Genomic DNA, 25,958 nt, shown 5'->3' with positions numbered 1-25,958 from the left:
TCTGCTAAGATCGCGCCCCAGTCATACCCCGTAACAGGAAAACCCCCGCGTGCCCGACGCCATTCTGCGCCTCGCTCTGCCCTCGCCGCTGCGTCGACTGTTCGACTATCGCGCCCCCGCTGGCGTAGCGCAGGACTCGTTGCAGCCTGGCATGCGCTTGCGAGTCCCGTTCGGCCGCCGGGAGATGATCGGTGTGCTGGTGGAGATCACGGATCACAGTGAAGTCCCCGCCGACAAGCTAAAACCCGCCATTGCCTTGCTGGACGCTGAATCGCCGCTGCCGCCGGCGCTGTTCAAACTCTGCCTGTGGACGGCCCAGTACTACCAACACAGCCTCGGCGACACGTTGAGCTGGGCGCTGCCGGTACTGCTGCGTCAGGGCGAGCCTGCCGAGGCGCGGCAAGAGCGTTTCTGGCAGATCGCGCCGGGCGCCAGCGTCGACGATCCGCGTATCGCCCGCGCACCCAAACAGAAAGAAGCGCTCAAAACACTGGCGCAACACCCTCACGGCGTTGCTCATCAGTTGCTGAGTAAGCTGAACCTGAACCGTGACAGCCTGAACCTGCTACTGGCCAAGGCGCTGGTGACAGTCGAAGTACGCGGCCATGCTCCGCTGGAGCGCCATGAACACTGGCTGGCCCAACCGGAATTACCGCTCAACACCGAACAACGCGCGGCTTACGAAGCCGTGCGTTCCGGCTTTGGCAGTTTTCATGCGTCACTGCTGGCGGGCGTGACCGGCAGCGGCAAGACCGAGGTTTACCTGCAACTGATCCGCGAGACGCTGGAAGCCGGTAAGCAGGCGCTGGTTCTGATCCCGGAAATCAATCTCGGCCCGCAGACCCTCGCGCGCTTCGAGCAACGTTTCAACGCTCGCATCGCCCTGCTGCATTCGGCGGTCAACGACCGGGATCGTCTGGACGCCTGGCTGGCAGCGCGTGATGGCGAAGCGGACATCATCATCGGCACCCGCTCGGCGCTGTTCACACCGATGAAGAATCCGGGCCTGATCATCATCGATGAAGAGCACGACGGCTCCTATAAACAGCAGGAAGGCCTGCGCTACCACGCCCGGGATCTGGCGCTGGTGCGCGCTCGGCAGGAGGACATCCCGATTGTGCTGGGCTCGGCCACACCGTCGCTGGAAAGCCTGCACAACGCCTACACCGGCCGTTACGCCCTTCTGCGCATGAACCAACGCGCGGGCGGCGCGCAACCGCCCCGCTTCCTACGACTGGATGTAAAAAGTCGCCCGCTGGACAGCGGCATCTCCGGCCCGATGCAGCAAGCCATCGGACAAACGCTGACAGCCGGGCAGCAAGTTCTGGTTTTCCTCAATCGTCGAGGATTTGCGCCGACACTGCTTTGCCACGACTGTGGCTGGCTCTCGGAATGCAGCCGCTGCGATGCGCGCATGACCGTTCATCAGCGCTACGGTGAGTTGCGCTGCCACCATTGCGGCAACGTCGAACGGATGCCACGCAATTGCCCGGCCTGTGGAAAGGTCGATCTGCGCCCGGTCGGCGCAGGGACCGAACGCGCGGAAGAGCGTCTGGCGATTCTGTTCCCCGACTACCCCGTGTTGCGCGTCGATCGGGACAGCACCTCGCGCAAAGACGCAATGAATCAACTGTTCGCCACCATCCAGAAAGGCCACCCGTGCATTCTGGTCGGCACGCAGATGCTCGCCAAAGGGCACCATTTCCCAAGAGTGACGCTGGTGTCGATTCTCGACGCCGACGGCGGGTTGTTTTCCGGCGATTTCCGCGCCAGCGAGCGCATGGCACAGCTGATCGTGCAGGTTGCTGGGCGCGCGGGGCGCGCCGAAGAGCCGGGCAAGGTAATCATTCAGACCCATCTGGCCGAGCACCCTTTACTGATTCAGTTAACCGAACAAGGCTACTTTGCGTTTGCCGAACAGGCCCTGAGCGAGCGACGGGCAGCGGGTCTGCCACCGTTTTCGCACCTTGCGCTTTTGCGCGCCGAAGCCCACAAACCGGGCCAGGCTGAGGGTTTTCTGGACGAAGCCTGTGCGAATGCGGAACAGCTATTAAAGGACATGTCGCTGGGCGGCATTGAACTGTTAGGCCCGGTTCCGGCTCCGATGGAACGTCGAGCGGGCCGCTACCGCGCTCAATTGCTGGTGCAGGCCAATGCGCGAGCACCACTGCACAAGTTGCTGGCAAGCTGGTTGCTGATCCTGGAAAGCCTGCCCAGCGGGCGTGCGGTACGCTGGTCGCTGGACGTGGACCCAGTCGATCTCTATTAACGAGCGACGCCCCCTCCCTGTAGGAACGTCTAGTGTGAAGATTCACAACCGCACATCCAACGCGGTTGGCAAGGTGGCTCCGGCAACGGATAATGCCCAGTTTTTCCACCCGCGCATCGAAGCGCTGCCGCGCTTGCGGTCGAAAGAGAGCCTCATGAAAGACACCATTCGCCTGCTGATCCAACAAGCTCTGAGCCAACTCGTCACCGAAGGCGTCTTGCCGGAAGGGCTGACACCGGCGATTCAGGTGGAAAACGCCAAGGACAAGAAAAACGGCGACTTCGCCAGCAACATCGCCATGATGCTGGCCAAGCCTGCGGGCATGAAGCCGCGGGATCTGGCCGAGAAAATTGTCGCTGCGCTGCCTGGTGACGAGCAGATCAGCAAGGTCGACATCGCCGGTCCAGGCTTCCTCAATTTCTTCCAGAACACCCAGGCCCTGGCCTCGCGCCTCGACGCAGCCCTGGCGGACGCCACCCTGTCGGTGCGAAAAAATGGTCCTGTCCAGCGCGTGGTGGTCGACCTGTCCGCGCCGAACCTGGCCAAAGAGATGCACGTGGGCCACCTGCGCTCGACCATCATTGGCGACGGCGTGGCCAGCGTTCTCGAATTCCTCGGCGACACCGTCATCCGCCAGAACCACGTCGGCGACTGGGGCACCCAGTTCGGTATGCTGCTGGCGTATTTGCAGGAAACTCCGGCCACCAGCGACGAACTGTCTGACCTGGAAAACTTTTACCGGGCTGCCAAAGGCCGCTTCGATGAATCCGAAGAGTTCGCCGAGCGTGCGCGCCGTCTGGTGGTCAAGCTGCAAGCGGGCGACCCGGAATGTCTGAAACTGTGGACCCGCTTCAAGGACATCTCCCTCTCGCACTGTCAGGAAGTGTACGAGCGCCTGAACGTCAAACTGACACCGAACGACGTCATGGGCGAAAGCGCCTACAACGATGATCTGGCCAATGTCGTCGCCGACCTAAAAAAAGCCGGTCTGCTGGTGGAAAGTAATGGCGCCCAGTGCGTGTTCCTCGACGAATTCAAGAATGCCGACGGCGATCCGCTGCCTGTCATCGTGCAAAAGGCCGATGGCGGCTACCTGTATGCCACCACCGACCTGGCAGCCGTGCGCTATCGCAGCAACGTACTGAAAGCTGATCGTGCCCTGTATTTCGTCGACCAGCGGCAGGCCCTGCACTTCAACCAGGTGTTCGCCGTAGCGCTGCGCGCCGGTTTCGTCACCAACGGCATGCACATGGAGCACATGGGCTTCGGCACCATGAACGGCGCCGATGGACGTCCGTTCAAGACTCGCGATGGCGGCACCGTCAAGCTGGTCGACCTGCTGGACGAGGCCGAAGAGCGTGCCTACGCACTGGTCAAAGAGAAGAATCCGGACGTCGCCGAAGAGGAGCTGCGCACCATCGCCAAGGCGGTGGGCATCAGTGCGGTGAAATACGCCGATCTGTCCAAGCACCGCGCCAGCGACTATAGCTTCAACTTCGACCAGATGCTGAGCTTCGAAGGCAACACCGCGCCGTACCTGCTGTACGCCTACACTCGCGTGGTCGGCGTGTTCCGCAAGCTGGGCGAAGCCTTCGATGAAAGCAAAGGCCAGATCATTCTCGATGCCCCGCAGGAGCAGGACCTGGCCGCCCGCCTGGCGCAATTCGGCGAAACCCTGAACAACGTTGCCGAAAAAGGCACGCCGCACGTGCTGTGCGCCTACCTGTACGATCTGGCCGGACTGTTCTCCAGTTTCTACGAGAACTGCCCGATCCTGAACGCGGAAAACCCCGAGCAACAGCAAAGCCGTCTGCGCCTCGCGCACCTGACCGGTCGCACCCTCAAGCAAGGCCTGCAACTGCTGGGTCTGGAAACTCTGGAGCGTATGTAACTTGGCCGTCAAAAAGAAACCTGCTCCCAAGCGTGGCGCCAGCCGGTATGAGGCGCCCGCAAAGAAGCCGATTCCGGGATGGCTGTGGCTGGCGATCGGCCTGTCCGTCGGCGCCTTCATCGTTTTCCTGATGAAACTGGAGCCCGGTGGCGGCGATGACATCAAGCGCACCAAGGCCGAGGCCAAGGCCGCGAAGATCGCAGAAGCGAACAAGACGCCGCCAAGCCCCACGGCGCCGGTGAAGCCGAAATACGACTTCTACACGCTGCTGCCGGAATCGGAAGTGATCGTGCCGAACGAAGCCGTGCCGGAGAAAACCCCGCCGTCCGTGGCAACACCAACGACGCCGGTCACGCCTGAGCAGGCCGCGAAGATCGACACCGCGCGTGCTCAAGCGGCCCTTAGCGGCCTGACGCCGCCACCCGCGCCACCGGTTGCGAAGCCTGCGCCGGTGACGACGTTCGTCATGCAGGCGGGTTCGTTCCGTAAACAGGCAGACGCTGAAAAGGTGCGTGCGCAGATCATTCTGCTGGGCCAGTCGGCGACGGTTGAGTCAGGCACGGTGAAGGATGAGACCTGGTATCGCGTGATGGTTGGTCCGTTCAGCAACCGCGAACAACTGACGACCGCACAGAAACAACTGGCGAGCGGCGGATTCAGTAACCTTTTGTTGCAACAGCGCCAGGCGCGGTAGGACAGATACAGTTCCCTTGTGGGAGCCGGCTTGCTGGCGGGGGCAGGTGTCAGTCAACACTTTCATGACTGGCCCACCGCATTCGCCAGCAAGCCGGCTCCCATAAGGCCCGGATCGCGCAAAGTGCTCCGCCCCACCATTCATCCCCCACGGTTGAAATACCCGACCCCACCCCCATATGAGTTTCCATCAGGGCATTTTCGCCCCACAGCGTGGAGACTCTCCCCTTGACCACCATCGTTTCAGTTCGCCGCCAAGGCAAAGTCGTCATGGCGGGTGACGGCCAGGTTTCTCTGGGCAACACCGTCATGAAAGGTAACGCCAAGAAGGTCCGTCGCCTTTACCGTGGCGAAGTGATCGCCGGTTTCGCAGGCGCCACTGCCGACGCCTTCACCCTGTTCGAACGCTTCGAAGCCCAACTTGAAAAACACCAGGGCCATTTGGTACGCGCCGCCGTAGAGCTGGCCAAAGACTGGCGTACCGACCGCTCCCTGAGCCGTCTTGAAGCCATGCTCGCCGTCGCCAACAAAGACGCTTCCCTGATCATCACCGGCAACGGTGACGTCGTTGAGCCCGAAGATGGCTTGATCGCCATGGGTTCCGGTGGTGCCTTCGCTCAGGCCGCTGCGCGCGCCCTGCTGCTGAAAACCGAATTGTCGGCGCGTGAAATCGCCGAAACCGCACTGCACATCGCGGGCGACATCTGCGTGTTCACCAACCACCACATCACCATTGAGGAGCAGGACCTCGCCGAATAAACCCGGCAGGAGCCGCAAGTCATCGCGGCTGCCGGATTCATTCGTCACAGAGGACCGTTGAAAACCATGTCCATGACTCCCCGTGAAATCGTCCACGAACTCAACCGCCATATCATCGGCCAGGACGATGCCAAACGCGCCGTCGCCATCGCGCTGCGTAACCGCTGGCGCCGGATGCAGTTGCCTGAAGAGCTGCGCGTCGAAGTCACCCCGAAAAACATTCTGATGATCGGCCCGACCGGCGTTGGCAAGACCGAAATCGCCCGTCGTCTGGCCAAGCTCGCCAACGCGCCGTTCCTGAAAGTGGAAGCGACCAAATTCACCGAAGTCGGTTATGTCGGCCGTGACGTCGAGTCGATCATCCGGGATCTGGCTGACGCGGCGATGAAGCTGCTGCGCGAACAGGAAATGACCAAGGTACGTCATCGCGCCGAAGACGCCGCCGAAGAGCGCATTCTCGATGCACTGCTGCCGCCTGCTCGTGGCTTCAATGAAGAAGCCGCACCGAGCGACTCCAACACTCGCCAACTATTCCGCAAGCGCCTGCGCGAAGGTCAGTTGGACGACAAGGAAATCGAGATCGAAGTCGCCGAAATGGCCGGCGTCGACATCTCCGCGCCTCCGGGCATGGAAGAGATGACTAACCAGTTGCAAAGCCTGTTTGCCAACATGGGCAAGGGCAAAAAGAAGGCTCGCAAGCTTAAGGTCAAAGACGCGCTGAAGATGGTCCGCGACGAAGAAGCGAGCCGTCTGGTCAATGACGAAGAACTGAAAGGCAAGGCACTGGAAGCGGTTGAACAGCACGGCATCGTGTTCATCGACGAGATCGACAAAGTCGCCAAGCGTGGCAACGTCGGGGGTGCTGATGTGTCCCGTGAAGGCGTACAGCGCGACCTGCTGCCGCTGATCGAAGGCTGCACCGTCAACACCAAACTGGGTATGGTCAAGACTGACCACATTCTGTTCATCGCCTCGGGTGCGTTCCACCTGAGCAAGCCAAGCGATCTGGTGCCTGAACTGCAAGGCCGTCTGCCAATTCGTGTCGAGCTGAAGGCCCTGACCCCAGAGGACTTCGAGCGCATCCTGAGCGAGCCTCACGCCTCGCTGACCGAGCAATACCGCGAGTTGTTGAAGACCGAAGGCCTGAACATCGAGTTTCAGCCGGACGGCATCAAGCGTCTGGCCGAAATCGCATGGCAGGTGAACGAGAAGACCGAGAACATTGGCGCACGCCGCCTGCACACGCTGCTGGAGCGTCTGCTCGAAGAGGTGTCGTTCAGTGCCGGCGACCTGGGCAGCGCCGAGGACACCTCGACGATCAAGATCGACGCCGAGTACGTCAACAGCCATTTGGGCGAGTTGGCCAAAGACGAAGATTTGTCGCGCTACATCCTGTAAATTCGCAACATCACGTGTGGGAGCCGGCTTGCTGGCGAATGCAATAAATCAGTCACCACAAAGGTGTCTGACCCGACGCTTTCGCCAGCAAGGTCGTACGCCACCCCGGCGGCTCCCACGATGTTCAGTGCACGGCGTTAAATCCCATGTCCAGAATGCCCACCGCCATCCAACTCCACAAAGCCTCGAAAATCCTCACGCTGAAGTACGGTCCGGAGGAGGAATATCACCTGCCTGCCGAATTCTTGCGCGTGCATTCGCCTTCCGCCGAGGTGCAGGGCCATGGCAAGCCGATTCTGCAATTCGGCAAGCTGGGCGTCGGGCTGAGCAAGATAGAACCGGCAGGTCAGTACGCACTAAAACTGACCTTCGACGACGGCCATGACAGCGGATTGTTCACTTGGGAGTACCTGGAACAACTGGCACTGCGTCAGGCGTCGCTGTGGGACGATTATCTGGCCGAACTGAAAGCCGCTGGCAAATCTCGCGACCCTTCCGAGCAAGTCATTCGACTGATGCTGTGACCCGCCGCTCTGGAACGCCACTCGCCGTTTTAGGACGCGCTTTCTAATTCGATCTGCTTCAATGCTCCGCGCAGCGGTCAATGACTGGCCCTGCTTGCGATTTTTATGAATCTCGCGTAACCAATGGTTCTGGCAAGTTCTCTGCATCGGAGTTTTTTGCAGAAGCCTGTCGGTGTGCTCGCAGCAGCCCCATGTAGCGCCATCCAAAATCCGGCGCCTTGCAGGAGCGGTCACACCCGTTGTGTTAATCATCGGTCACCCGAGAGCAGTGCTGGCGTTTGCCTGTGTCGCTTCTTACCACAGGGACACCAGCGCTCGTCTCAGGACAATGGAGCGTCGTAGATGAGTAACAAGAGTAATGATGATCTGCCGCGTCAAGCCTCTGAACACACCCTGGGTCTGAATCCCGTTGTAGGCCTGAGGCGCAAGGATTTGCTCACCACGGCACGCATGGTATTGACCCAAGCCATCAAACAACCCTTTCACAGCGCCAAGCATGTGGCCCATTTCGGGCTGGAACTGAAAAACGTTCTGCTGGGCCGCTCGACACTGACACCTGACAATGACGACCGCCGCTTCGTCGATCCGGCCTGGAGTCAGAACCCGCTGTACCGTCGCTACTTGCAGACGTACCTGGCCTGGCGCAAGGAACTGCACGACTGGATCGAAGACAGCAGCCTCTCCGAACAAGACACCAGCCGCGGCCACTTCGTGATCAATCTGCTGACCGAAGCGATGTCGCCTACCAATGGCGCGGCCAACCCGGCGGCGATCAAGCGCTTCTTCGAAACCGGTGGCAAGAGCATTCTCGACGGCCTGTCGCATCTGGCCAAGGATCTGGTGAACAACGGCGGTATGCCGAGCCAGGTCAATATGGACGCCTTCGAGGTTGGCAAAAACCTGGGCACCACTGAAGGCGCCGTGGTCTTTCGCAATGACCTGCTGGAACTGATCCAGTACAAGCCGATCACCGAACAAGTCCATGAGCGCCCACTATTGGTAGTGCCACCGCAGATCAACAAATTCTACGTTTTCGACCTCAGCCAGGATAAAAGCCTGGCGCGCTTCTGCCTGCGCAACAACGTGCAGACCTTCATCATCAGTTGGCGCAATCCGACCAAAGCGCAGCGCGAATGGGGCCTGTCGACGTACATTGATGCCGTGAAGGAAGCGGTGGATGTGGTCTGCAAGATCACCGGCAGCAAGGACGTGAACATGCTTGGCGCGTGCTCCGGCGGAATAACCTGCACCGCGCTGCTGGGCCATTACGCCGCGCTGGGTGAGCAGAAAGTCAACGCCCTGACCCTGCTGGTGAGCGTGCTCGACACCACACTCGACACTCAGGTTGCGCTGTTCGTCGACGAGCAGACGCTGGAGTCGGCCAAGCGTCATTCGTATCAGGCAGGTGTGCTTGAGGGCAAAGACATGGCCAAGGTCTTCGCCTGGATGCGCCCCAACGATCTGATCTGGAATTACTGGGTCAACAACTACCTGCTGGGCAACGAACCGCCGGTGTTCGACATCCTGTTCTGGAACAACGACACCACCCGTCTGCCCGCGGCGTTTCATGGTGACTTGATCGAGATGTTCAAGAACAATCCGCTGGTTCGCCCGAACGCGCTGGAGGTCTGCGGCACGCCCATCGACTTGAAGCAGGTCAAAAGTGACATCTTCTGTCTTGCGGGCACCAACGACCACATCACACCTTGGGTGTCGTGCTACAAATCGGCGCGGCTGTTCGGCGGCAAGACTGAATTCGTACTGTCCAACAGCGGGCACATTCAGAGCATCCTGAACCCGCCGGGCAACCCGAAGGCGCGTTACATGACCAACCCGGAACTGCCGGAAGAGTCCAGCCGCTGGCAGGAAGATGCGAGCAAGCACACCGATTCCTGGTGGCTGCACTGGCAGGCGTGGCTGGGCGAGCGCTCTGGCAAACCGAAAAAATCCCCCGCTACACTGGGTAACAAGGCATATCCGGCGGGCGAGGCTTCACCGGGGACGTATGTGCATGAGCGTTGATTGACGATGTCGACCAGGACACATCCCCTGTAGCAACACGGCCGGGCGGCCCTCCGCTTGCCGACGGTGACAATCTTTAAATCGCTGCCGCCGGCAAGCCGGACTGCCACAGGAGATAGCACCCGACCTGGAATAAAGAGTTGCAGCAAGCATCGAACACACGGAAACCGCCCACGCGGTTTCAGGACCGGAAGACGCGCAGGACAGCAGTAACCGGCGTTTAACCAACAGGGCTTCGCGCATGCCGCAACCGTTCGTATTTCGCACCATCGATCTGGATGGCCATAACATCCGCACCGCCGTGCGCCCCGGCAAGGGGCATCTCACGCCGTTGCTGATCTTCAATGGCATCGGTGCCAACCTTGAGTTGGTGTTCCCCTTCGTCGATGCGCTGGACCCGGACCTTGAAGTCATCGCCTTCGACGTCCCCGGTGTCGGCGGCTCGTCGACGCCCAGTCGCCCCTATCGCTTTCCCGGTCTGGCCAAACTTGCGGCGCGGATGCTCGATTATCTCGATTACGGCCAGGTCAACGCCATTGGCGTGTCGTGGGGCGGCGCGCTGGCTCAGCAGTTCGCCCACGATTACCCCGAACGCTGCAAAAAACTCGTGCTGGCGGCCACCTCAGCCGGCGCGGTCATGGTCCCCGGCAAGCCGAAAGTGCTGTGGATGATGGCCAGCCCGCGTCGCTACATCCAGCCGTCTCATGTGATTCGCATCGCCCCGGACATCTACGGTGGCGCGTTTCGGCGTGATCGGCACCTGGCCGCCAATCATGCGGCGAAGGTCCGTTCGTCCGGGAAACTGGGCTATTACTGGCAACTGTTCGCAGGCATGGGCTGGACCAGCATTCACTGGCTGCACAAGATCCGCCAGCCCACGCTGGTGCTGGCCGGCGATGACGACCCATTGATTCCACTGATCAATATGCGACTGCTGGCCTGGCGTATCCCCAATGCCCAGCTACACATAATCGACGATGGGCATTTGTTTTTGATTACCCGCGCCGAAGCCGTTGCGCCCATCATCATGAAGTTCCTCCAGCAAGAACGGCAACGCGCTGTCATGCATCCGCAGCCCGCACCCACCGTGCGCTGACCCAAGGATCGCGCTGGAACCGGCAGGAGTTCGTTTCAAAACAAGAAGTCGCTTCACTGACTGCGTCATCGGGCGGGATTGCCCGGACGCAGAGCGGCGCACCATGGCGACTTACGCATGGCGTGCAGGTGTTTTTGCTTTATGGCATGACGAAGGAGTGTTGACCCATGCGAGACAAACCGGCGAAAAATAGCTACCCGACGCCCGCCACCTACATCAATGCACAGAGCGCGATCACTGGCCTGCGAGGTCGCGACCTGTTTTCGACTCTGCGCAACGTGGCGCTGCAAGGCCTCAAGCACCCGGTTTACACCGCGCGTCACGCACTGGCGCTGGGCGGTCAGTTGGGCAAAGTGATGCTCGGCGACACGCCCCATCAGCCGCACCCGCAGGACACCCGTTTCAACGACCCGACCTGGACGCACAACCCGCTTTACCGCCGTGGCTTGCAGGCCTATCTGAGCTGTCAGCATCAGGTGCGCGAGTGGATCGACAACAGCAGCCTTAGCGAAGATGACCGCTCCCGCGCGCAGTTCATCTTTGCCTTGCTCAACGACGCGCTGTCGCCCACCAACACCCTGCTCAACCCGTTGGCCGTCAAAGAGTTGTTCAACTCAGGTGGCACCAGCGTGGTGAAGGGCTTGAGCCATATGCTCGACGACTTCATGCACAACAACGGCCTGCCCAGCCAGACCACCAAAGATGCCTTCGAGATTGGCCGCACGCTGGCCGTCACGCCCGGCGCGGTGGTGTTTCGCAACGAGCTGCTGGAGTTGATCCAGTACTCGCCCATGAGCGAAAAGCAGTATGCGCGCCCGCTGCTGATCGTGCCGCCGCAGATCAACAAGTTCTACATCTTCGACCTGAGCCCCACCAACAGCTTCGTCCAATACGCCCTGAAAAACGGCTTGCAGACGTTCATCATCAGTTGGCGTAATCCTGACGTGCGCCACCGGGAATGGGGATTGTCCAGCTACGTGGAGGCGGTCGAAGAAGCGATGAACGTGTGCCGGGCAATCACTGGAGCACGCGAGGTCAATCTAATGGGGGCCTGCGCGGGTGGCCTTACGATCGCAGCCTTGCAAGGTCATTTACAAGCTAAACGGCAGATGCGCCGAGTCGCCAGCGCGACCTATTTGGTCAGCCTGCTGGACAGCCAGATCGAAAGCCCTGCGACGCTGTTCATCGACGAGCAGACCCTTGAGGCCGCCAAACGGCGCTCTTATCAAAAAGGCGTTCTGGATGGACGCGACATGGCCAAGGTCTTCGCCTGGATGCGCCCCAATGACCTGATCTGGACCTACTGGGTCAACAACTACCTGCTCGGCAAGGCGCCACCGCCGTTCGACATTCTTTACTGGAACAACGACAGCACGCGCCTGCCTGCCGCCTTGCATGGTGATCTGCTGGACTTCTTCAAGTACAACCCGCTGACCCATCCTGGCGGGCTGGAGGTCTGCGGTACGCCCATAGATCTTCAGAAAGTCACGGTGGACAGTTTCAGCGTGGCCGGAATCAATGACCACATCACGCCCTGGGACGTGGTGTATCGCTCGACATTGCTGCTGGGCGGCGAACGGCGCTTCCTGCTGTCCAATAGCGGTCATGTGCAAAGCATCCTCAATCCGCCCGGAAACCCGAAAGCCAACTTCGTCGAGAACGGCAAACTGAGCAGCGACCCCCGCGCCTGGTACTACGACGCCCACCGCACCGATGGCAGTTGGTGGCCGAGCTGGTTGAGCTGGGTTCAAGAGCGTTCCGGTACTCAGCGGGAAACCCTGACCGCGCTGGGCAACCAGAATTACCCACCGATGGAGGCGGCGCCTGGGACGTATGTGCGCGTCCGATGAAAGCACCGCTCCTACAGTCCGTAAACCTGAATCAAGAAGACTGGATGAAAACCCGCGACCGCATACTCGAATGCGCCCTGCTGCTGTTCAACCAGCAGGGCGAACCCAACGTTTCAACGCTTGAAATCGCCAACGAGCTGGAGATCAGCCCCGGCAATCTCTACTACCACTTTCACGGCAAGGAGCCGTTGGTAATGGAGTTGTTCGAGCGCTTCCAGGTCGAACTCGCCCCGCTGCTCGACCCACCCGCCGATGCTCGCCTGGAGGCCGAGGATTACTGGCTGTTCCTGCACCTGATAGTCGAGCGTTTGTCCCACTATCGGTTTCTGTTTCAGGACCTGTCGAACCTCGCCAGCCGCCTGCCGAAACTCGCCCGAGGGATTCGCAACCTGCTCAACTCGATCAAGCGCACCCTCGCCTCGCTCCTGGCCCGTTTGAAAACCGAAGGACAGGTCACCAGCGACACTCAGGCGCTGGGGCAACTGGTGGAGCAGATCACCATGACCTTACTGTTCTCGCTGGATTACCAGCGCATCCTTGATCGTGAAGGTGAGACCCGTGTAGTGGTTTACCAGATCATGATGCTGGTCGCGCCGCACCTGAAACCCGGCGCCCGGCATGCAGCCGAGCGACTGGCGTTGCACTATTTGGAAGACTGAGATCGGCTGTTGTTCTGCCCACAGGACGTGGCGGTGCAACTCTCGAGGCTTTTGATTCTGCCCGAAGGACTAGGAGCGTGGCCTGCCCGCGATGGGTTGCGTAGCAATCCTGAAATCAGAGAGCGCGGTAGTTCAGGTCTACCGCGCTCTCTGATTTTGCTTTTGCTGCCGCTTTGCGCCAGATCGTCCGAGTGCAGCCCAGACCAAGCTGCGCTCCTACGGCCTCCGGCCAGAAGCCGATGGGTGTCAGGACGACGGAGTAGAGGGGGTCGACGGTGCTGCTGGCGCAGACGGTGCCGGAGTGGACGGCGCTGCGCTCGCTGCTGGCGCTGGAGCCGGTGCAGCGGCCGGTTTGGCGGCTGCCGCGGGCTTCGGTGCTGCTGGTTTTTTGGCTGCGACAGGCTTTTTCGCGGCAGCGGGTTTGGCCGCTGCTGGCTTGGCGGCCGGTTTCGCTGCCGCAGGTTTCGCAGCGGCCTTCGGTGCAGGTTTGGCGGCTGGCTTCGCCGCAACGGTTTTCGCCTTGGCTGCCGTGGAAGCCGCTGCTTTGGAGGCGGCCGCTACGGGTTTCGTTGCCGCCTTGGCCACCGCTGGTTTGGCCGCTGCGGTTTTGCTCGCCGCAGCGCTGGCGGCCTTGGCGACAGGCTTGGCAGCCGCTTTGGCAAGTGGCTTGGCAGTGGTTTTCGCCGCCGGTTTTGCAGCAGGCTTGGCCGCTGCAGTTTTCGAAACAGGTGTGACCGACGCACCGGTCAGCTTTTCGATTTGCTTGGTCAGCAGATCGACCTTGCTGTGCAGAGCCTTGACTTCGTTGCGACTCGGCACGCCCAGGCGAGAGATAGCGCTGTTGAGGCGTTTATCGAACGCACCTTCCAGCTCGCCCCATTTGCCCAACGCCAGATCTTTCACGTCCCCGACACGGGATTTGGTCGTCGCCTTGGCCGTGTCGACAGTCTTGCCCACTGTCGCCTTGGTTTCCTTCTCGGCTTTTTCGCCGTCTTTGACCAACGATTCGAAAAGCTTACTGCCGTCATTGCTGATCTTCGAGTAAGCGCCTAAACCAGCCAGCCAGATTTGGCGGGAGTATTTCTCCACTTCACCAATCCAGGAGCTGCCTTCTTTTTCGGTTTTCTTCTTGCCAGCCATCCCGCTCTCCTTATTGTTTACGCGCGACACGTTCGAGCAATGCCGTCAGCTCATCGAGCTTAGCAGAGAGTGTCTCAACATCATGTTTAGACGGAATGCCGATGCGATTCAAGGCACTGGCCACGCGACGGTCGAAGGCGCTTTCGATTTTGTCGAGCTGTACTTCCACACGGCCTTTGACCTTGGTGACTTCACCCTTCACGTCGCCTTTGACCGAATCGATCTCGCTGTTGGCCGCCTCGACTTTCTCATCGATGAGTTTCTTGGCTTTCTTCTCGGTCTGCTCGCCGGTCTTGATCAGCTCTTTGACGTACTCGGCGCCTTCCTGCCCCGCCTTGACGTAGGCGCCCAGGCCAGCGAGCCAGATCTTGCGGGCGTACAGCCGCACCTCCGAAAACACCTTGGTGTCTTCGGCTTCGATTTTCTTCTTCAGGGTAACTTTGGCCATGGTGCACCTCACGCTCGAAAGGGATAGGAGGAACCACCCCGCAAAAGGGGGCATGGGCACAAAGTAGAGAGAAAAATTAGAAAGCTCACCCTAGGTTGGGTGGGCGAATATCTGCGTCTGGCCGAAGGTCGTGGGAGCCGGCTTGCTGGCGAATGCAGTGGATCAGTTAAATAAACGGAAACTGACACACCGCCTTCGCCAGCAAGCCGGCTCCCACAAGGGTGAGTGTCAGGCGTTCAGGGCTTTATCCAACTGCCGCTCGATCTCGGATTCAATCGTGCTGCTCATCGCCGACAAGAAGAAATTCAGCTCGATGTTGACGCGCACGAGCGCCTCTTCGACCTGAACGGTGCCCTTGGCTCCCTTGCCGTCCAGCGACACTGTGTCGCCCTCCCAACTGTGCGCGATACCATATTTGTCGCCCAGTTTTTCCGCCAGCAACTCAGCCTTCTCGCGGGCCTTTTCCTTGCCCAGCGCGTGCGGGCGTTCAACGGTAATGCGGGCCATGGACAGGCTCCTTCATCGGGTAAATCGTCGGGCCACTATACCAGCGGCATTCGATGAAGAAACTGTTCACGGTGAGCCTTGTCAAGACAAAGCCAGCCCCGGCGATTAGAATGGCCGCACTTTATTCCGGTGACAGCGATATGAACGATCCGCGCAAAGGCAGCGATGCCGAACCCACCACTCACTTCGGCTACAAAACCGTAGCGGAAAGCCAGAAGGCCGAGAAAGTCGCCGAGGTTTTCCACTCCGTTGCAGCCAAGTACGACCTGATGAACGACGTGTTGTCCGGTGGCATGCACCGCCTCTGGAAGCGCTTCACCATCGAGCTGTCCGGCGTACGCACCGGCAACCGCGTGCTCGACATCGCGGGCGGCACGGGTGATCTGGCGAAGAAGTTTTCTCACCTGGTTGGCCCGACCGGTGAGGTCGTTCTCGCCGATATCAACGAATCGATGCTCAAGGTTGGTCGTGACCGCCTGCTTGATCGCGGTGTGGCCGGCAACATCAAGTTCGTCCAGGCCGACGCTGAAAAGCTGCCGTTCCCGGACAACTACTTCGACTGCGTGACCATCGCCTTCGGTCTGCGCAACGTGACCCACAAGGACGATGCCATTCGTTCCATGCTGCGCGTGCTCAAGCCGGGCGGCCGTCTGTTGGTGCTGGAGTTCTCCAAGCCGACCAACAAGGTTATGTCCAAGGTCTATGACGCCTACTCGTTCGCCTTCATGCCGCTGGCGGGCAAGCTGATCACCAACGACTCGGAAAGCTATCGCTATCTGGCCGAATCGATCCGCATGCACCCTGATCAGGAAACCCTGAAGTCGATGATGGTGGACGCCGGTTTCGACCGCGTGACCTATCACAACATGACCTCCGGCATCGTCGCGCTGCACCGCGGTATAAAGCCCTGATGCTGATCAGTGGCTTGCTCGCCAGCGTCGAGCACGGTATCAATCGTGTGCTGCAAATGGACAGCACAGCCTTGCCACGCCTTGATCGGCTCAGTGGCAAGGTGATTGCGGTCGAGTGCACCAGCCCGATGTTTCACCTGTACATCCTGCCCAGCGACGAGGGGCTGATGCTGGCCACGCGCTGGGAAGCCGGTGCTGATGTGACGCTGCGTGCGCCCGCTGCGAGCCTGGTGCGTCTGGCGCTAAGCCGCGACAAGAACGCCGTGCTGCACGGCCCCGAAGTCGAGCTGGACGGTGAAAGCGCCGCGCTGCTGGAACTGACGGGCGTGTTGCAGGACCTGGATCTGGACTGGGAATACGAGCTGCAACGCTGGCTCGGCCCGGTCGCCACGTCGCTGATCGGTGGTCATCTGCGCCGCGACGCACGCTGGACCCGCGACGGATTTTCCAGCCTTGGCCACAACCTGGCCGAGTACCTGGCCGAAGAATCACGCACCTTGGTCGGCAAACGCGAGGCCGAAGCCCGCTTCGCCGAACTGGATCAGACCAAACAAGACCTGGAACGCCTCGAAGCCCGCTTCGAGCGTCTGGCCCACTCCCTCAAGTCCAGCGATAACGCATGAGCCTGCTTGCCGTCCGCCGCCTGTTTCGCATCCAGCGTGTCGTAATCCGTTACCGCCTCGATGACCTGTTGTTCGCCCTGCCTCTGCCGTGGTGGTTGCTCGCCGTGCGCTTCGTGCTGCCTTGGCGCTGGATTCCTCGACGTCCGAGCGAACTGAGCCGAGGCGCGCGCTTGCGCCTTGCACTACAGGACCTGGGGCCGATTTTCATCAAGTTCGGTCAATTGCTGTCGACCCGTCGCGACCTGTTGCCCGAAGACATCGCCGATGAACTGATGCTACTTCAGGATCGGGTGCCGCCGTTCGAATCCGAGAAAGCTATCGCGCTGATCGAGTCGCAACTGGGCGCGAAGATCAACAACGTGTTCAGCCGCTTTGACGTCGAGCCTCTGGCCTCTGCCTCTGTCGCTCAAGTTCACGCGGCACGCCTGAAAACTGGCGAGGAAGTGGTCGTCAAAGTGGTTCGCCCGGGCTTGAAACCGGTGATCGGTTCTGACCTGGCGTGGCTGTTCATCCTCGCTCGAATTGCTGAACGAGTGTCGGCGGACGCCCGTTTGCTGCACCCGGTGGACGTGGTCGCCGACTACGAAAAGACCATCTACGACGAACTCGACCTGTTGCGCGAAGCGGCCAACTCCAGCCAGCTTCGCCGCAATTTCGAAGGCTCGACCATGCTCTACGTGCCCCAGGTCTACTGGGACTGGTGCCGCCCGAAAGTGCTGGTGATGGAGCGCATCTACGGCGTGCAGGTCACCGACCTGGCGACCTTGGCCGATCAGCGCACCGACATGAAAAAGCTCGCTGAGCGCGGTGTGGAGCTGTTCTTCACCCAAGTGTTCCGCGACAGCTTCTTCCACGCGGACATGCATCCGGGCAACATTTTCGTCAGCACGGTTTCGCCGTGGGACCCGCAATACATTGCCATCGACTGCGGCATCGTCGGCAGCCTGACCCCGGAAGATCAGGACTATCTGGCGCGTAACCTGTTTGCCTTCTTCAAGCGCGACTACCGCCGCGTGGCCCAGTTGCACATCGACTCGGGCTGGGTGCCTGCCGAGACCAAGCTCAACGAATTCGAGGCCGCGATCCGCACCGTGTGCGAGCCGATTTTCGAGAAGCCGCTCAAGGACATTTCCTTTGGCCAGGTGCTGATGCGCCTGTTCCAGACCGCCCGCCGCTTCAACATGGAAGTTCAGCCACAACTGGTGCTGCTGCAAAAAACGCTGCTCAATATCGAGGGTCTGGGTCGTCAGTTATACCCGGAGCTGGACCTGTGGACCACTGCCCAGCCGTTTCTGGAGCGCTGGATGCGCGAGCGCGTCAGCCCCAGGACGCTGATCGGCAACCTGCAATCTCAGGTCGAGCAGATCCCGCACCTGGCCAACATGACCCGCGATCTGCTGGAGCGTCTGTCACAGCCTCATGCGGCCGATCCGCAACCGCCTTACTCGCACAAAGGCGACCATTGGGCGCTGCGCCTGATCGGCGCGGGCTTGCTGGCCGGTGGCGTGGTGCTGGCGATTGCCCATACTCAATCCGGTGACGAATTGATCACGATGAGTGCTTGGCCTGCCTTGTTAATGTTGGCGTCAGGGCTCTATCTGGTCGTTCGCCGATAGCCATCGGCGCCACCCGCTGGCACACTAACCCCCTTTACAGAGCGGCCGGAGCCGACGATGAAAGACTGGCTGGACGAGGTTAAGTGGGACAGTGACGGTTTGGTGCCTGCCATTGCGCAGGACCACAAGACCGGTCGCGTCCTGATGATGGCCTGGATGAACCGCGAAGCCCTGAGCCTGACCGCTCAGGAGAACCGCGCCATCTACTGGTCGCGTTCCCGTGGCAAATTGTGGCGCAAAGGCGAAGAATCGGGCCACGTGCAGAAGCTGCATGAGCTGCGCCTGGACTGCGACGCCGACGTCGTCATCATGATGGTCGAGCAGATGGGTGGCATCGCCTGCCACACCGGCCGCGAAAGCTGCTTCTACCGCGTCTATGAAGACGCAAGCTGGAAAACCGTGGACCCGGTGCTCAAAGACCCGGACGCCATTTATCACGCAGGACACTGAACATGAGCGATACCCTGTCTCGCCTGGCGCAAGTGCTCGAAGAGCGCAAAGGCGCGGCTGCCGACACTTCCTACGTCGCCAGCCTCTATCACAAGGGGTTGAACAAGATTCTGGAGAAGGTCGGCGAAGAGTCGGTCGAAACCATCATCGCCGCCAAGGACGCCGCTGTCAGTGGTGACTGCAGCGATGTCATCTACGAAACCGCCGATCTGTGGTTCCATAGCATGGTCATGCTTGCAGCACTGGGCCAGCATCCACAGGCCGTACTCGATGAACTGGACCGCCGTTTCGGGTTGTCCGGCCACGCCGAAAAAGCCGCGCGCTCGGCGAAATAAATACCGGGCTGCCAAGCCCCGAATTTCTTGTGAGGAACCTGCCATGGGCATTTTTGACTGGAAACACTGGATCGTCATCCTGGTCGTCGTCGTACTGGTCTTCGGCACCAAGAAACTGAAAAACCTGGGCACCGATGTGGGCGAGTCGATCAAGGGCTTCCGCAAGGCCATGAACGACGACGAGAAACCCGCCGAGCAACCACCGGTTCAGCCACAGCCGACTGCGCAGCCGCCTCAGGGCCAGCCGCTGCATCAGCCGCACACCATCGACGCCACCGCGCAGAAAGTCGAAGACCCCATCCGCAAAGACTAGGTCGTGACGCATGTTTGGTATCAGCTTCTCTGAACTGCTGCTGGTGGGTCTCGTGGCCCTGCTGGTGCTGGGTCCCGAGCGTCTGCCAGGGGCCGCGCGCACTGCCGGGCTGTGGGTCGGGCGCCTGAAACGCAGCTTCAACGCGATCAAACAGGAAGTTGAGCGCGAAATCGGCGCTGACGAGATTCGCCGTCAGTTGCACAACGAGCACATTCTTTCGCTGGAAGAAGAAGCGCGCAAAATCATGCAGCCGCAGCAACCTGCAGTGCCGCCGGTCGTGCAGCCTGCCCCGCATGCCGAGCACGCGCCCGCAGGTACGCTGGCAGCTTCGGAGCAGGTCATCATGGTCGAGAAGCCCTCGCTCACGCCTGAAGCTGCCCCCGCCACGGCTGAGCCCGCCCCGGACACCACACAGGCCGCCACCGCGCCAGGCACGCCTTCTGCCAACGATTCGACACAGCCTCCCAGAGCCCCATGAGCGATATCCCGGAAAACGACCAGCAAATGCCGCTGGTCTCGCACCTGACTGAGCTGCGCTCGCGCCTGTTGCGCTGCGTGTTGGCGATCTTCCTGATCTTCGGCGCGCTGTTTTACTTCACGCAGAAGATCTACACCTTCGTCTCGGCGCCGTTGCGCAAGTTCTTGCCGGAAGGCGCGACGATGATCGCCACCGATGTAGCCTCTCCGTTCCTGACGCCGTTCAAGCTGACGATGATGGTCGCGCTGTTTCTGGCGATGCCGGTGATTCTCTATCAGATCTGGGGCTTCATCGCGCCGGGCCTGTACAAACACGAAAAACGCGTGGCCGTACCGCTGCTGATCTCCAGCATCATCCTGTTCTATGCCGGGATGGCCTTTGCGTACTTTCTGGTGTTCCCGCTGATTTTCCACTTCTTCGCCAGCGTGACTCCGGAGGGAGTGTCAATGATGACGGACATCTCCAGTTATCTGGATTTCGTCATGACCCTGTTCCTGGCCTTCGGCGTGGCGTTCGAGATTCCGGTGGCCGTCGTGCTGCTCGTGTGGATCGGCATCGTCGACGTGAAGTACCTGAAAAAAATCCGCCCTTACGTAATCATCGGCTGTTTCGTGGTCGGCATGATCCTGACCCCACCGGACATCTTCTCGCAGACACTGCTGGCGGTGCCGATGTGGCTGCTGTTCGAGATCGGCGTCTTGTGCAGCTCGATGGTGACCAAACGCGGTGACCATGAAGACGACGAGCAGACCGACAAGCAAGACCAGCCACCAGCGACCCAACCGTGAACCTGCTGCTGCTCGAAGACGCTGATTTCATCTCGGCGGATCGCGTGATTCTGCGCGACCGCCGCCTCAAGCACATGCAAGAGGTGCATCGCTCGGAAGTTGGCGACAGCCTTCGCGTGGGGCGTGTGAACGGGTTGCTGGGCAGCGCTGAACTGCTGAGGCTGGAAACGCGCGAAGCGGAGCTGTCGGTCAGCTTCGACCGCAAGCCTCCGGCCAAGCTGCCGCTGACGCTGGTCCTCGCCCTGCCCCGCCCGAAGATGCTGCGCCGAGTGTTTCAGACCGTCGCCACCATGGGCGTGCCCAAGGTCATTTTGGTCAATAGCTACCGCGTCGAGAAAAGCTTCTGGCAGACCCCTTTTCTAACGCCTGCGTCGATCCGCGAGCATCTGATTCTCGGGCTTGAACAGGCGCGAGACAGTGTGCTGCCGGAGATCATCATCGAAAAGCGCTTCAAGCCGTTCGTTGAAGACCGCTTACCTGCGATCGTTGACGGGACGTTGGGGTTGGTCGGCCATCCCGGCGACTTTCCCGCCTGTCCGCGTGCGGTCACTGAACCAGTGACCTTGGCCATCGGCCCCGAAGGCGGCTGGATCCCCTACGAAATCGACCTGCTGCGTGCTTCGGGCCTAAACCCGGTGCAGCTTGGCGAACGCATCCTGCGCGTGGAAACCGCCGTCACCGCCCTCCTCGCCCGGTTGTTCTGATTTCTTTCAATAGCAGCCTCACGTCAACCCTGTGGGAGCCGCCCAGGACGCTCCGCGTCCGACGCAGAGCGTCAGGGGATGCATGCTCACGGGGAGCGCGGGCACGATCATACAGATGCGGATTGCGTTCCCAACTTGGCCGATATGCCCTGCGCAGGGCGCTTCAGAACGGTGCATCCGCGCCGATAACCTTGCGTCCATAAAAATAATGCGCAAGGAATCATCATGTACCGCTGGGCTGCCCAATACCTCGGAAACATCAGTGTCAGCCGCAAACTCACCATCGGGTTCGGCCTGGTGCTGTTGCTCACGCTGATCATTATGGCCACCGGCTGGTCGAGCGTTTCGTCGCTGATCGAGCGGGGTGACAAGCTGGCGAACATTTCGCAGATCAGCGAACAGACCATGGAGTTGCGCACTGCGCGCATGGCGTATGAGAGTCAGTCCAACGCCGACACCGCGAGGGCGGTCATGACCGCGCTGGACAAACTCGATGGCGACCTCAAGACCGCTCATGCCCGAATTTCCGGGGCCGACGACCTCAAACTGCTGGACGCCCAGACCCAGGCCGCCACGGACTACCGGCGTACCTTCGATGACATGACCAAAGCCATCCAGGTCCGCGAAGCCGCTCGGGCCAATCTGGGCAACACCGCTGATGCGGCGGTCAATGAGGTCAACAAGATCGAAGAAGCGCTGATCCAGCATGACAACATCCTGCAATTCAAAAGCGCAGTGGGTGTGAGCAAGTTGATCCAGCAAGCCCGCTTTCAAGTGCGCGGCTATACCTTCAGCGGCAACCCGGATTTCGAGAAAAACGCCACCGCCGCCATCGACGAAGCCATCATCGGCGTGAACACACTGGCCGGTGATGTCTCGTCGCAATACATTCCTCAATTGCAAAAAGCCAATCTGGCGCTGAAAGGCTACGGCGTGGCGGTCGGGCAATACCGCGATGCGCAACAGACCAGCCGTCAGGCGTTGGACAAAATGGCTGCGCTAGGCCAGCAGTTGCTCGATCTCAGCGACAAACTGACGACTTCGCAGAACGCCAAACGCGATGCTGACAGTCAGCAGGCGCAGTCGATGCTGGGCCTGGCGACCATCGTGGCGCTGTTTCTTGGCGTGCTTGCCGCCTGGGCTATCACTCGCCAGATCACGTTGCCGCTCAAACATACCCTCCTGGCGGTGGATCGTGTGGCCTCCGGCGACTTGACCCATGACCTGACATTGGGCCGTCGCGACGAACTGGGCCAACTGCAAAGTGGCATTCAACGCATGACCGTCAGCCTGCGGAGCCTGATCGGTGGCATCAGCGACAGCGTGACGCAAATCGCCAGCGCCGCCGAAGAGCTGTCCGCCGTGACCGAACAGACCAGCGCCGGGGTCAACAGCCAGAAGGTCGAGACCGATCAGGTCGCCACGGCCATGCACCAAATGACCGCCACCGTTCAGGAAGTCGCGCGTAACGCCGAGGAGGCCTCAGAAGCCGCTGTAGCAGCCGATCAGCAGGCCCGCGAGGGTGACAAGGTGGTGAGCGAGGCGATTGCCCAGATCGAACGCCTGGCCACCGAGGTAGGACATTCCACTGAGGCGATGGGTGAACTCAAACGCGAGAGCGACAAGATCGGCAGCGTGCTGGACGTGATCAAGTCCGTCGCCCAGCAGACCAATCTGCTGGCTCTTAACGCCGCCATCGAAGCGGCGCGGGCGGGGGAAGCCGGACGTGGCTTTGCGGTGGTGGCCGACGAGGTACGCAGTCTGGCGCAGCGTACGCAGAAGTCCACGGAGGAAATCGAAGAGCTGATTGCCGGTCTGCAAAATGGTACGCAGCAGGTCGCAGCGATCATGGACAACAGCCGAGAATTGACCAGCAGCAGCGTCGAACTCACCCGACGGGCGGGCGGCGCGCTGGAAAATATTACCCAGACCGTGTCAGCGATTCAGGCCATGAACCAACAGATTGCCGCTGCCGCAGAACAACAGAGTGCGACCGCCGAGGAGATCAACCGCAGCGTGCTCAACGTCCGAGATGTTTCAGAACAGACGTCGGCGGCCAGCGAGGAGACGGCGGCATCCAGCGTTGAGCTGGCGCGGTTGGGTACGCATTTGCAGGGGCTGGTGGGTAAGTTCAGAGTTTAACCACTGCTTCTGCGCATCCTTCTGGCTTGGGGCGTCGGCGGACAAAAGCGGTCTGCCCGCCACATTGAGGTCACTGACAAACCGCATTCGCCAGCAAGCCGGCTCCCACAAAAACTCGCGTCGAACGTGGGCATTGTGTTCGACGCCAAACCTGTGGGAGCCGGCTTGCTGGCGAATAGGCTTCACAGGATGTGACCCGCTTCACCCTCGCGTTCGCTTCAGAAATCTCCTACGACTTCATCAGGTCACGTTCCCGTACCTCCTGCCGATGCGCGTTTATCGCCCATTCGCAGGAGATGCACCATGTTGCAGGGAATCAACACGGCGCTGGCCAACACCAGCGTCAAACTCAAACTGTCGCTGGGTTTTGGCCTGGTGCTGTTGCTCACGCTGGTCATCACGCTGACGGGCTGGCATGGCCTGGACACCATGATCGAACGCTCGGAATCGATGAGCGCCATCGCGCAGCTCAACGCGCTGACCAAGGACCTGCGCGCCGAACGTATTATTTTCCGCATCGAGAACACGACTGAAAGTGCCAGCGCAGTCTCACAGCGAATCAACGGCATCGAAGCGCATCTGAGCCTCTTGAGAGGCGAGGACTACCCCGCCGACATCATTCAAAAGCTCAACAAACAAAGCGAAACGGTCAGTGCGTTGGAAGCGGCCTTTTCCAGCCTCGGCCAGTTGCTACAGGCCCGTGATGATTCACGCAAACAGATGGGAGGGCTGTCCGACACGGTCATTTCCGCTGTGGATAAAGTCGAAGCGGATGTCATGAAGGCCGTCAGTGAAGAGCAGGGAAACCAGGAACAACTCGACGAGTTCACCAACATCCTGCAATTACGCCGAAACCTGCAAACGGCTCGCTACAACACGCAGGCCTACCTCTATACAGGGTCCGACACCTTTGAGATGGCTGCAGTCGGCGAGATCGACAATGCGTTGCGCGAAGTCGCAGAAATCATGGGCAGCCCTTCAGCCACTAACGCGTCCATTCTGCTCAGTGCGCAAAAGGCCCTTGAGGATTACCGCGCCCAGTTGAATCAATTGAAGGTACTGCAAACGAAGGCGGAGGCCGCGCAGGAATCCATGGAGACGATGGGTGATAACTTGCTGTCGTCCACCACCGAGATCATGGAGTTGCAGGCCAAACGGCGCGACAGCGAAGCCGACCAGTCTCGCAAGACCCTCAGCGGCGTGGCCGGGCTGGCGATCCTGCTTGGCATACTGGCTGCCTGGCTGATCACGCGGCAGATCATCGTGCCGCTGCGTGAAACGCTGAGCGTTGCTGCCCGCATTGCCAATGGGGATTTGAGCAAAGACCTCAATGTTCGGCGTCAGGACGAGATGGGCACCTTGCAACAGAGCATGCAGGACATGACGGTACGGCTGCGTAGCCTGATCGTGGGCCTGAGCGACGGGATCACGCAGATTGCCAGCGCTGCCGAGCAATTGTCGGCGGTCACCGGGCAGACCAGCGCAGGCGTGAACAGTCAAAAACAGGAAACCGATCAGGTCGCCACGGCGATGAACCAGATGACCTCGACCGTCCTGGAGGTCGCGCGTAACGCCGAGGAAGCCAGCGAGGCCGCGCAACAGGCCGATCAGCGGGCTCGCGAGGGTGACAAAGTGGTGGCCGAGGCGATTTGCCAGATCGAAAGGCTGGCGGTCGAGGTCAACAACTCATCGCAGGCGATGGGCCAACTGAAGCTGGAAAGCGACAAGATCGGCGGCGTACTCGATGTGATTCGGTCCGTTTCGGAGCAAACCAACCTGCTGGCGCTAAATGCCGCCATCGAGGCCGCACGGGCCGGAGAGGCCGGACGTGGTTTTGCGGTGGTGGCCGATGAGGTCCGCAGCCTGGCGTTGCGAACACAGGAATCAACCGAAGAGATTCAGGTGCTGATCGCCGCGCTGCAAGGCGGAACACAGCAAGTGGTCAGCACGCTGGACGCCAGCCGCAGCCTGACGGATCGCAGTGTGGACTTGAGTCGCCGTGCAGGGGCCGCCCTTGAGCACATCACCCGGACCGTTTCGACCATTCAGAACATGAACCAGCAGATCGCCACGGCAGGCGAGGAACAAAGCGTGGTGGCCGAGCAGATCAATCGTAGCGTGCTCGCCGTGCGTGACGTATCGGAGCAAACCGCGGCGGCGAGCGAACAGACCGCCGCGTCCAGCGTGGAACTGGCGCGGTTAGGGATGCAGTTGCAGGAGATGGTGGGGAAATTTCGAGTGGGTTGAAGGCGAACGCTATTAACCCGGTGGGAGATAACCCGCCTCGGCTCCCACAGGGTGTGGCGCCGAGGCGGCGGATTATCCCCCACAGGTACTGCATT

General features: G+C 60.5%; 24 protein-coding genes and 1 pseudogene. 22 read left to right on the top strand and 3 right to left on the bottom strand.

The features are described 5' to 3' along the window. The first annotated feature begins 49 nt into the window (after positions 1-49). From ACI5GA_RS18500 to ACI5GA_RS18455, 10 genes are all read left to right on the top strand, one after another. Complete coding sequence (locus tag ACI5GA_RS18500; protein WP_421423718.1) at positions 50-2,269, top strand: primosomal protein N'; 2,220 nt, start codon at positions 50-52, stop codon at positions 2,267-2,269. Positions 2,270-2,423: 154 nt separating this feature from the next. Next, positions 2,424-4,160, top strand: coding sequence for an arginine--tRNA ligase (argS, locus tag ACI5GA_RS18495; RefSeq protein ID WP_421423716.1), 1,737 nt, complete (start codon positions 2,424-2,426; stop codon positions 4,158-4,160). 1 nt (position 4,161) lies between these two features. Further along, positions 4,162-4,854, top strand: coding sequence for an SPOR domain-containing protein (locus ACI5GA_RS18490; RefSeq protein ID WP_404636328.1), 693 nt, complete (start codon positions 4,162-4,164; stop codon positions 4,852-4,854). 227 nt (positions 4,855-5,081) lie between these two features. After that, positions 5,082-5,612 carry an ATP-dependent protease subunit HslV gene (gene hslV, locus ACI5GA_RS18485; RefSeq protein WP_404636327.1) on the top strand — a complete coding sequence of 177 codons (531 nt, stop codon included), beginning with the start codon at positions 5,082-5,084 and terminating at the stop codon, positions 5,610-5,612. A gap of 66 nt (positions 5,613-5,678) precedes the next feature. Beyond that, positions 5,679-7,010 (top strand): ATP-dependent protease ATPase subunit HslU, encoded by a 1,332-nt coding sequence (gene hslU, locus ACI5GA_RS18480; protein WP_404636326.1) that lies wholly within the window; start codon positions 5,679-5,681, stop codon positions 7,008-7,010. Between the two features lie 146 nt (positions 7,011-7,156). Then, a complete protein-coding gene (locus ACI5GA_RS18475; protein ID WP_404636325.1) occupies positions 7,157-7,534 on the top strand; it encodes a gamma-butyrobetaine hydroxylase-like domain-containing protein in 378 nt (125 codons plus the stop codon). Between the two features lie 342 nt (positions 7,535-7,876). Then, positions 7,877-9,556, top strand: a complete 1,680-nt coding sequence (phaC, locus tag ACI5GA_RS18470) for a class II poly(R)-hydroxyalkanoic acid synthase (RefSeq protein ID WP_421423714.1) — start codon at positions 7,877-7,879, stop codon at positions 9,554-9,556. Between the two features lie 241 nt (positions 9,557-9,797). Then, positions 9,798-10,652, top strand: a complete 855-nt coding sequence (gene phaZ / locus ACI5GA_RS18465) for a poly(3-hydroxyalkanoate) depolymerase (protein WP_404636323.1) — start codon at positions 9,798-9,800, stop codon at positions 10,650-10,652. Between the two features lie 167 nt (positions 10,653-10,819). Next, on the top strand, positions 10,820-12,502 hold the full coding sequence (phaC, locus tag ACI5GA_RS18460; RefSeq protein WP_421423712.1) for a class II poly(R)-hydroxyalkanoic acid synthase: 1,683 nt from the start codon (positions 10,820-10,822) through the stop codon (positions 12,500-12,502). A gap of 44 nt (positions 12,503-12,546) precedes the next feature. After that, positions 12,547-13,161, top strand: a complete 615-nt coding sequence (locus tag ACI5GA_RS18455; protein WP_421423711.1) for a TetR/AcrR family transcriptional regulator — start codon at positions 12,547-12,549, stop codon at positions 13,159-13,161. A 246-nt stretch (positions 13,162-13,407) separates the two neighbouring features. Here the strand turns inward: ACI5GA_RS18455 and ACI5GA_RS18450 are convergent, their stop codons facing one another. The 3 genes from ACI5GA_RS18450 to ACI5GA_RS18440 form a co-directional block, all read right to left on the bottom strand. Further along, a complete protein-coding gene (locus tag ACI5GA_RS18450) occupies positions 13,408-14,301 on the bottom strand; it encodes a phasin family protein (RefSeq protein WP_421423710.1) in 894 nt (297 codons plus the stop codon). A 10-nt stretch (positions 14,302-14,311) separates the two neighbouring features. Then, on the bottom strand, positions 14,312-14,749 hold the full coding sequence (locus tag ACI5GA_RS18445; RefSeq protein WP_404636319.1) for a phasin family protein: 438 nt from the start codon (positions 14,747-14,749) through the stop codon (positions 14,312-14,314). A gap of 228 nt (positions 14,750-14,977) precedes the next feature. Further along, the gene (locus tag ACI5GA_RS18440) at positions 14,978-15,256 is read right to left on the bottom strand and encodes a polyhydroxyalkanoic acid system family protein (RefSeq protein ID WP_404636318.1); all 279 of its coding nucleotides are present in this window, start codon (positions 15,254-15,256) and stop codon (positions 14,978-14,980) included. A 140-nt stretch (positions 15,257-15,396) separates the two neighbouring features. Between ACI5GA_RS18440 and ubiE the strand changes: the two genes are divergently transcribed. From ubiE to ACI5GA_RS18380, 12 genes and pseudogenes are all read left to right on the top strand, one after another. Further along, positions 15,397-16,167, top strand: coding sequence for a bifunctional demethylmenaquinone methyltransferase/2-methoxy-6-polyprenyl-1,4-benzoquinol methylase UbiE (ubiE, locus tag ACI5GA_RS18435; RefSeq protein ID WP_404636548.1), 771 nt, complete (start codon positions 15,397-15,399; stop codon positions 16,165-16,167). After that, positions 16,167-16,790: a ubiquinone biosynthesis accessory factor UbiJ gene (locus ACI5GA_RS18430; RefSeq protein ID WP_421423708.1), complete on the top strand. Its 624-nt coding sequence runs from the start codon at positions 16,167-16,169 to the stop codon at positions 16,788-16,790. Before ubiE ends, ACI5GA_RS18430 begins: the two co-directional genes overlap by 1 nt. Then, positions 16,787-18,406 carry a ubiquinone biosynthesis regulatory protein kinase UbiB gene (gene ubiB, locus ACI5GA_RS18425; RefSeq protein WP_421423705.1) on the top strand — a complete coding sequence of 540 codons (1,620 nt, stop codon included), beginning with the start codon at positions 16,787-16,789 and terminating at the stop codon, positions 18,404-18,406. The genes ACI5GA_RS18430 and ubiB overlap by 4 nt, the downstream gene beginning before the upstream one ends. A 57-nt stretch (positions 18,407-18,463) precedes the next feature. Further along, positions 18,464-18,856, top strand: a complete 393-nt coding sequence (gene hisI, locus ACI5GA_RS18420; RefSeq protein WP_404636315.1) for a phosphoribosyl-AMP cyclohydrolase — start codon at positions 18,464-18,466, stop codon at positions 18,854-18,856. A gap of 2 nt (positions 18,857-18,858) precedes the next feature. Further along, positions 18,859-19,191, top strand: coding sequence for a phosphoribosyl-ATP diphosphatase (locus ACI5GA_RS18415; RefSeq protein ID WP_404636314.1), 333 nt, complete (start codon positions 18,859-18,861; stop codon positions 19,189-19,191). Positions 19,192-19,234: 43 nt separating this feature from the next. Beyond that, the gene (locus ACI5GA_RS18410) at positions 19,235-19,504 is read left to right on the top strand and encodes a twin-arginine translocase TatA/TatE family subunit (RefSeq protein WP_404636313.1); all 270 of its coding nucleotides are present in this window, start codon (positions 19,235-19,237) and stop codon (positions 19,502-19,504) included. Between the two features lie 10 nt (positions 19,505-19,514). After that, entirely contained in the window at positions 19,515-19,982 is a 468-nt protein-coding gene (tatB, locus tag ACI5GA_RS18405) for a Sec-independent protein translocase protein TatB (RefSeq protein ID WP_404636312.1), read from the top strand. Continuing rightward, positions 19,979-20,770, top strand: coding sequence for a twin-arginine translocase subunit TatC (gene tatC, locus ACI5GA_RS18400; RefSeq protein WP_404636311.1), 792 nt, complete (start codon positions 19,979-19,981; stop codon positions 20,768-20,770). The genes tatB and tatC overlap by 4 nt, the downstream gene beginning before the upstream one ends. Then, a complete protein-coding gene (locus ACI5GA_RS18395) occupies positions 20,767-21,474 on the top strand; it encodes a 16S rRNA (uracil(1498)-N(3))-methyltransferase (RefSeq protein WP_404636310.1) in 708 nt (235 codons plus the stop codon). Before tatC ends, ACI5GA_RS18395 begins: the two co-directional genes overlap by 4 nt. Before the next feature lie 225 nt (positions 21,475-21,699). Continuing rightward, positions 21,700-23,616 (top strand): HAMP domain-containing methyl-accepting chemotaxis protein, encoded by a 1,917-nt coding sequence (locus tag ACI5GA_RS18390; RefSeq protein WP_421423702.1) that lies wholly within the window; start codon positions 21,700-21,702, stop codon positions 23,614-23,616. Positions 23,617-23,919: 303 nt separating this feature from the next. After that, positions 23,920-25,002: pseudogene (locus ACI5GA_RS18385) on the top strand (methyl-accepting chemotaxis protein); the annotation flags it as partial. Further along, complete coding sequence (locus ACI5GA_RS18380) at positions 24,988-25,863, top strand: methyl-accepting chemotaxis protein (protein WP_421425493.1); 876 nt, start codon at positions 24,988-24,990, stop codon at positions 25,861-25,863. The pseudogene ACI5GA_RS18385 and the gene ACI5GA_RS18380, both read left to right, overlap by 15 nt. Positions 25,864-25,958 lie beyond the last annotated feature (95 nt).

This window comes from Pseudomonas sp. Pseu.R1 (assembly GCF_045764065.1).
Taxonomy (GTDB): Bacteria; Pseudomonadota; Gammaproteobacteria; order Pseudomonadales; family Pseudomonadaceae; genus Aquipseudomonas.
Note: the sequence above shows the minus strand (reverse complement) of the source record. Positions and strands in the feature narration are given on the sequence as shown.

Excerpts from the sequence above, each read along its gene's own strand:
- argS (WP_421423716.1), top strand. The coding sequence starts at position 2,424 with ATGAAAGACACCATTCGCCTGCTGATCCAACAAGCTCTGAGCCAACTC.
- hslU (WP_404636326.1), top strand. The coding sequence starts at position 5,679 with ATGTCCATGACTCCCCGTGAAATCGTCCACGAACTCAACCGCCATATC.
- ACI5GA_RS18475 (WP_404636325.1), top strand. The coding sequence starts at position 7,157 with ATGTCCAGAATGCCCACCGCCATCCAACTCCACAAAGCCTCGAAAATC.
- phaC (WP_421423714.1), top strand. The coding sequence starts at position 7,877 with ATGAGTAACAAGAGTAATGATGATCTGCCGCGTCAAGCCTCTGAACAC.
- phaZ (WP_404636323.1), top strand. The coding sequence starts at position 9,798 with ATGCCGCAACCGTTCGTATTTCGCACCATCGATCTGGATGGCCATAAC.
- phaC (WP_421423712.1), top strand. The coding sequence starts at position 10,820 with ATGCGAGACAAACCGGCGAAAAATAGCTACCCGACGCCCGCCACCTAC.
- ACI5GA_RS18455 (WP_421423711.1), top strand. The coding sequence starts at position 12,547 with ATGAAAACCCGCGACCGCATACTCGAATGCGCCCTGCTGCTGTTCAAC.
- ACI5GA_RS18450 (WP_421423710.1), bottom strand. The coding sequence starts at position 14,301 with ATGGCTGGCAAGAAGAAAACCGAAAAAGAAGGCAGCTCCTGGATTGGT.
- ACI5GA_RS18445 (WP_404636319.1), bottom strand. The coding sequence starts at position 14,749 with ATGGCCAAAGTTACCCTGAAGAAGAAAATCGAAGCCGAAGACACCAAG.
- ACI5GA_RS18440 (WP_404636318.1), bottom strand. The coding sequence starts at position 15,256 with ATGGCCCGCATTACCGTTGAACGCCCGCACGCGCTGGGCAAGGAAAAG.
- ubiE (WP_404636548.1), top strand. The coding sequence starts at position 15,397 with ATGAACGATCCGCGCAAAGGCAGCGATGCCGAACCCACCACTCACTTC.
- ACI5GA_RS18430 (WP_421423708.1), top strand. The coding sequence starts at position 16,167 with ATGCTGATCAGTGGCTTGCTCGCCAGCGTCGAGCACGGTATCAATCGT.
- ubiB (WP_421423705.1), top strand. The coding sequence starts at position 16,787 with ATGAGCCTGCTTGCCGTCCGCCGCCTGTTTCGCATCCAGCGTGTCGTA.
- hisI (WP_404636315.1), top strand. The coding sequence starts at position 18,464 with ATGAAAGACTGGCTGGACGAGGTTAAGTGGGACAGTGACGGTTTGGTG.
- ACI5GA_RS18415 (WP_404636314.1), top strand. The coding sequence starts at position 18,859 with ATGAGCGATACCCTGTCTCGCCTGGCGCAAGTGCTCGAAGAGCGCAAA.
- ACI5GA_RS18410 (WP_404636313.1), top strand. The coding sequence starts at position 19,235 with ATGGGCATTTTTGACTGGAAACACTGGATCGTCATCCTGGTCGTCGTC.
- tatB (WP_404636312.1), top strand. The coding sequence starts at position 19,515 with ATGTTTGGTATCAGCTTCTCTGAACTGCTGCTGGTGGGTCTCGTGGCC.
- tatC (WP_404636311.1), top strand. The coding sequence starts at position 19,979 with ATGAGCGATATCCCGGAAAACGACCAGCAAATGCCGCTGGTCTCGCAC.
- ACI5GA_RS18390 (WP_421423702.1), top strand. The coding sequence starts at position 21,700 with ATGTACCGCTGGGCTGCCCAATACCTCGGAAACATCAGTGTCAGCCGC.
- ACI5GA_RS18380 (WP_421425493.1), top strand. The coding sequence starts at position 24,988 with ATGCAGGACATGACGGTACGGCTGCGTAGCCTGATCGTGGGCCTGAGC.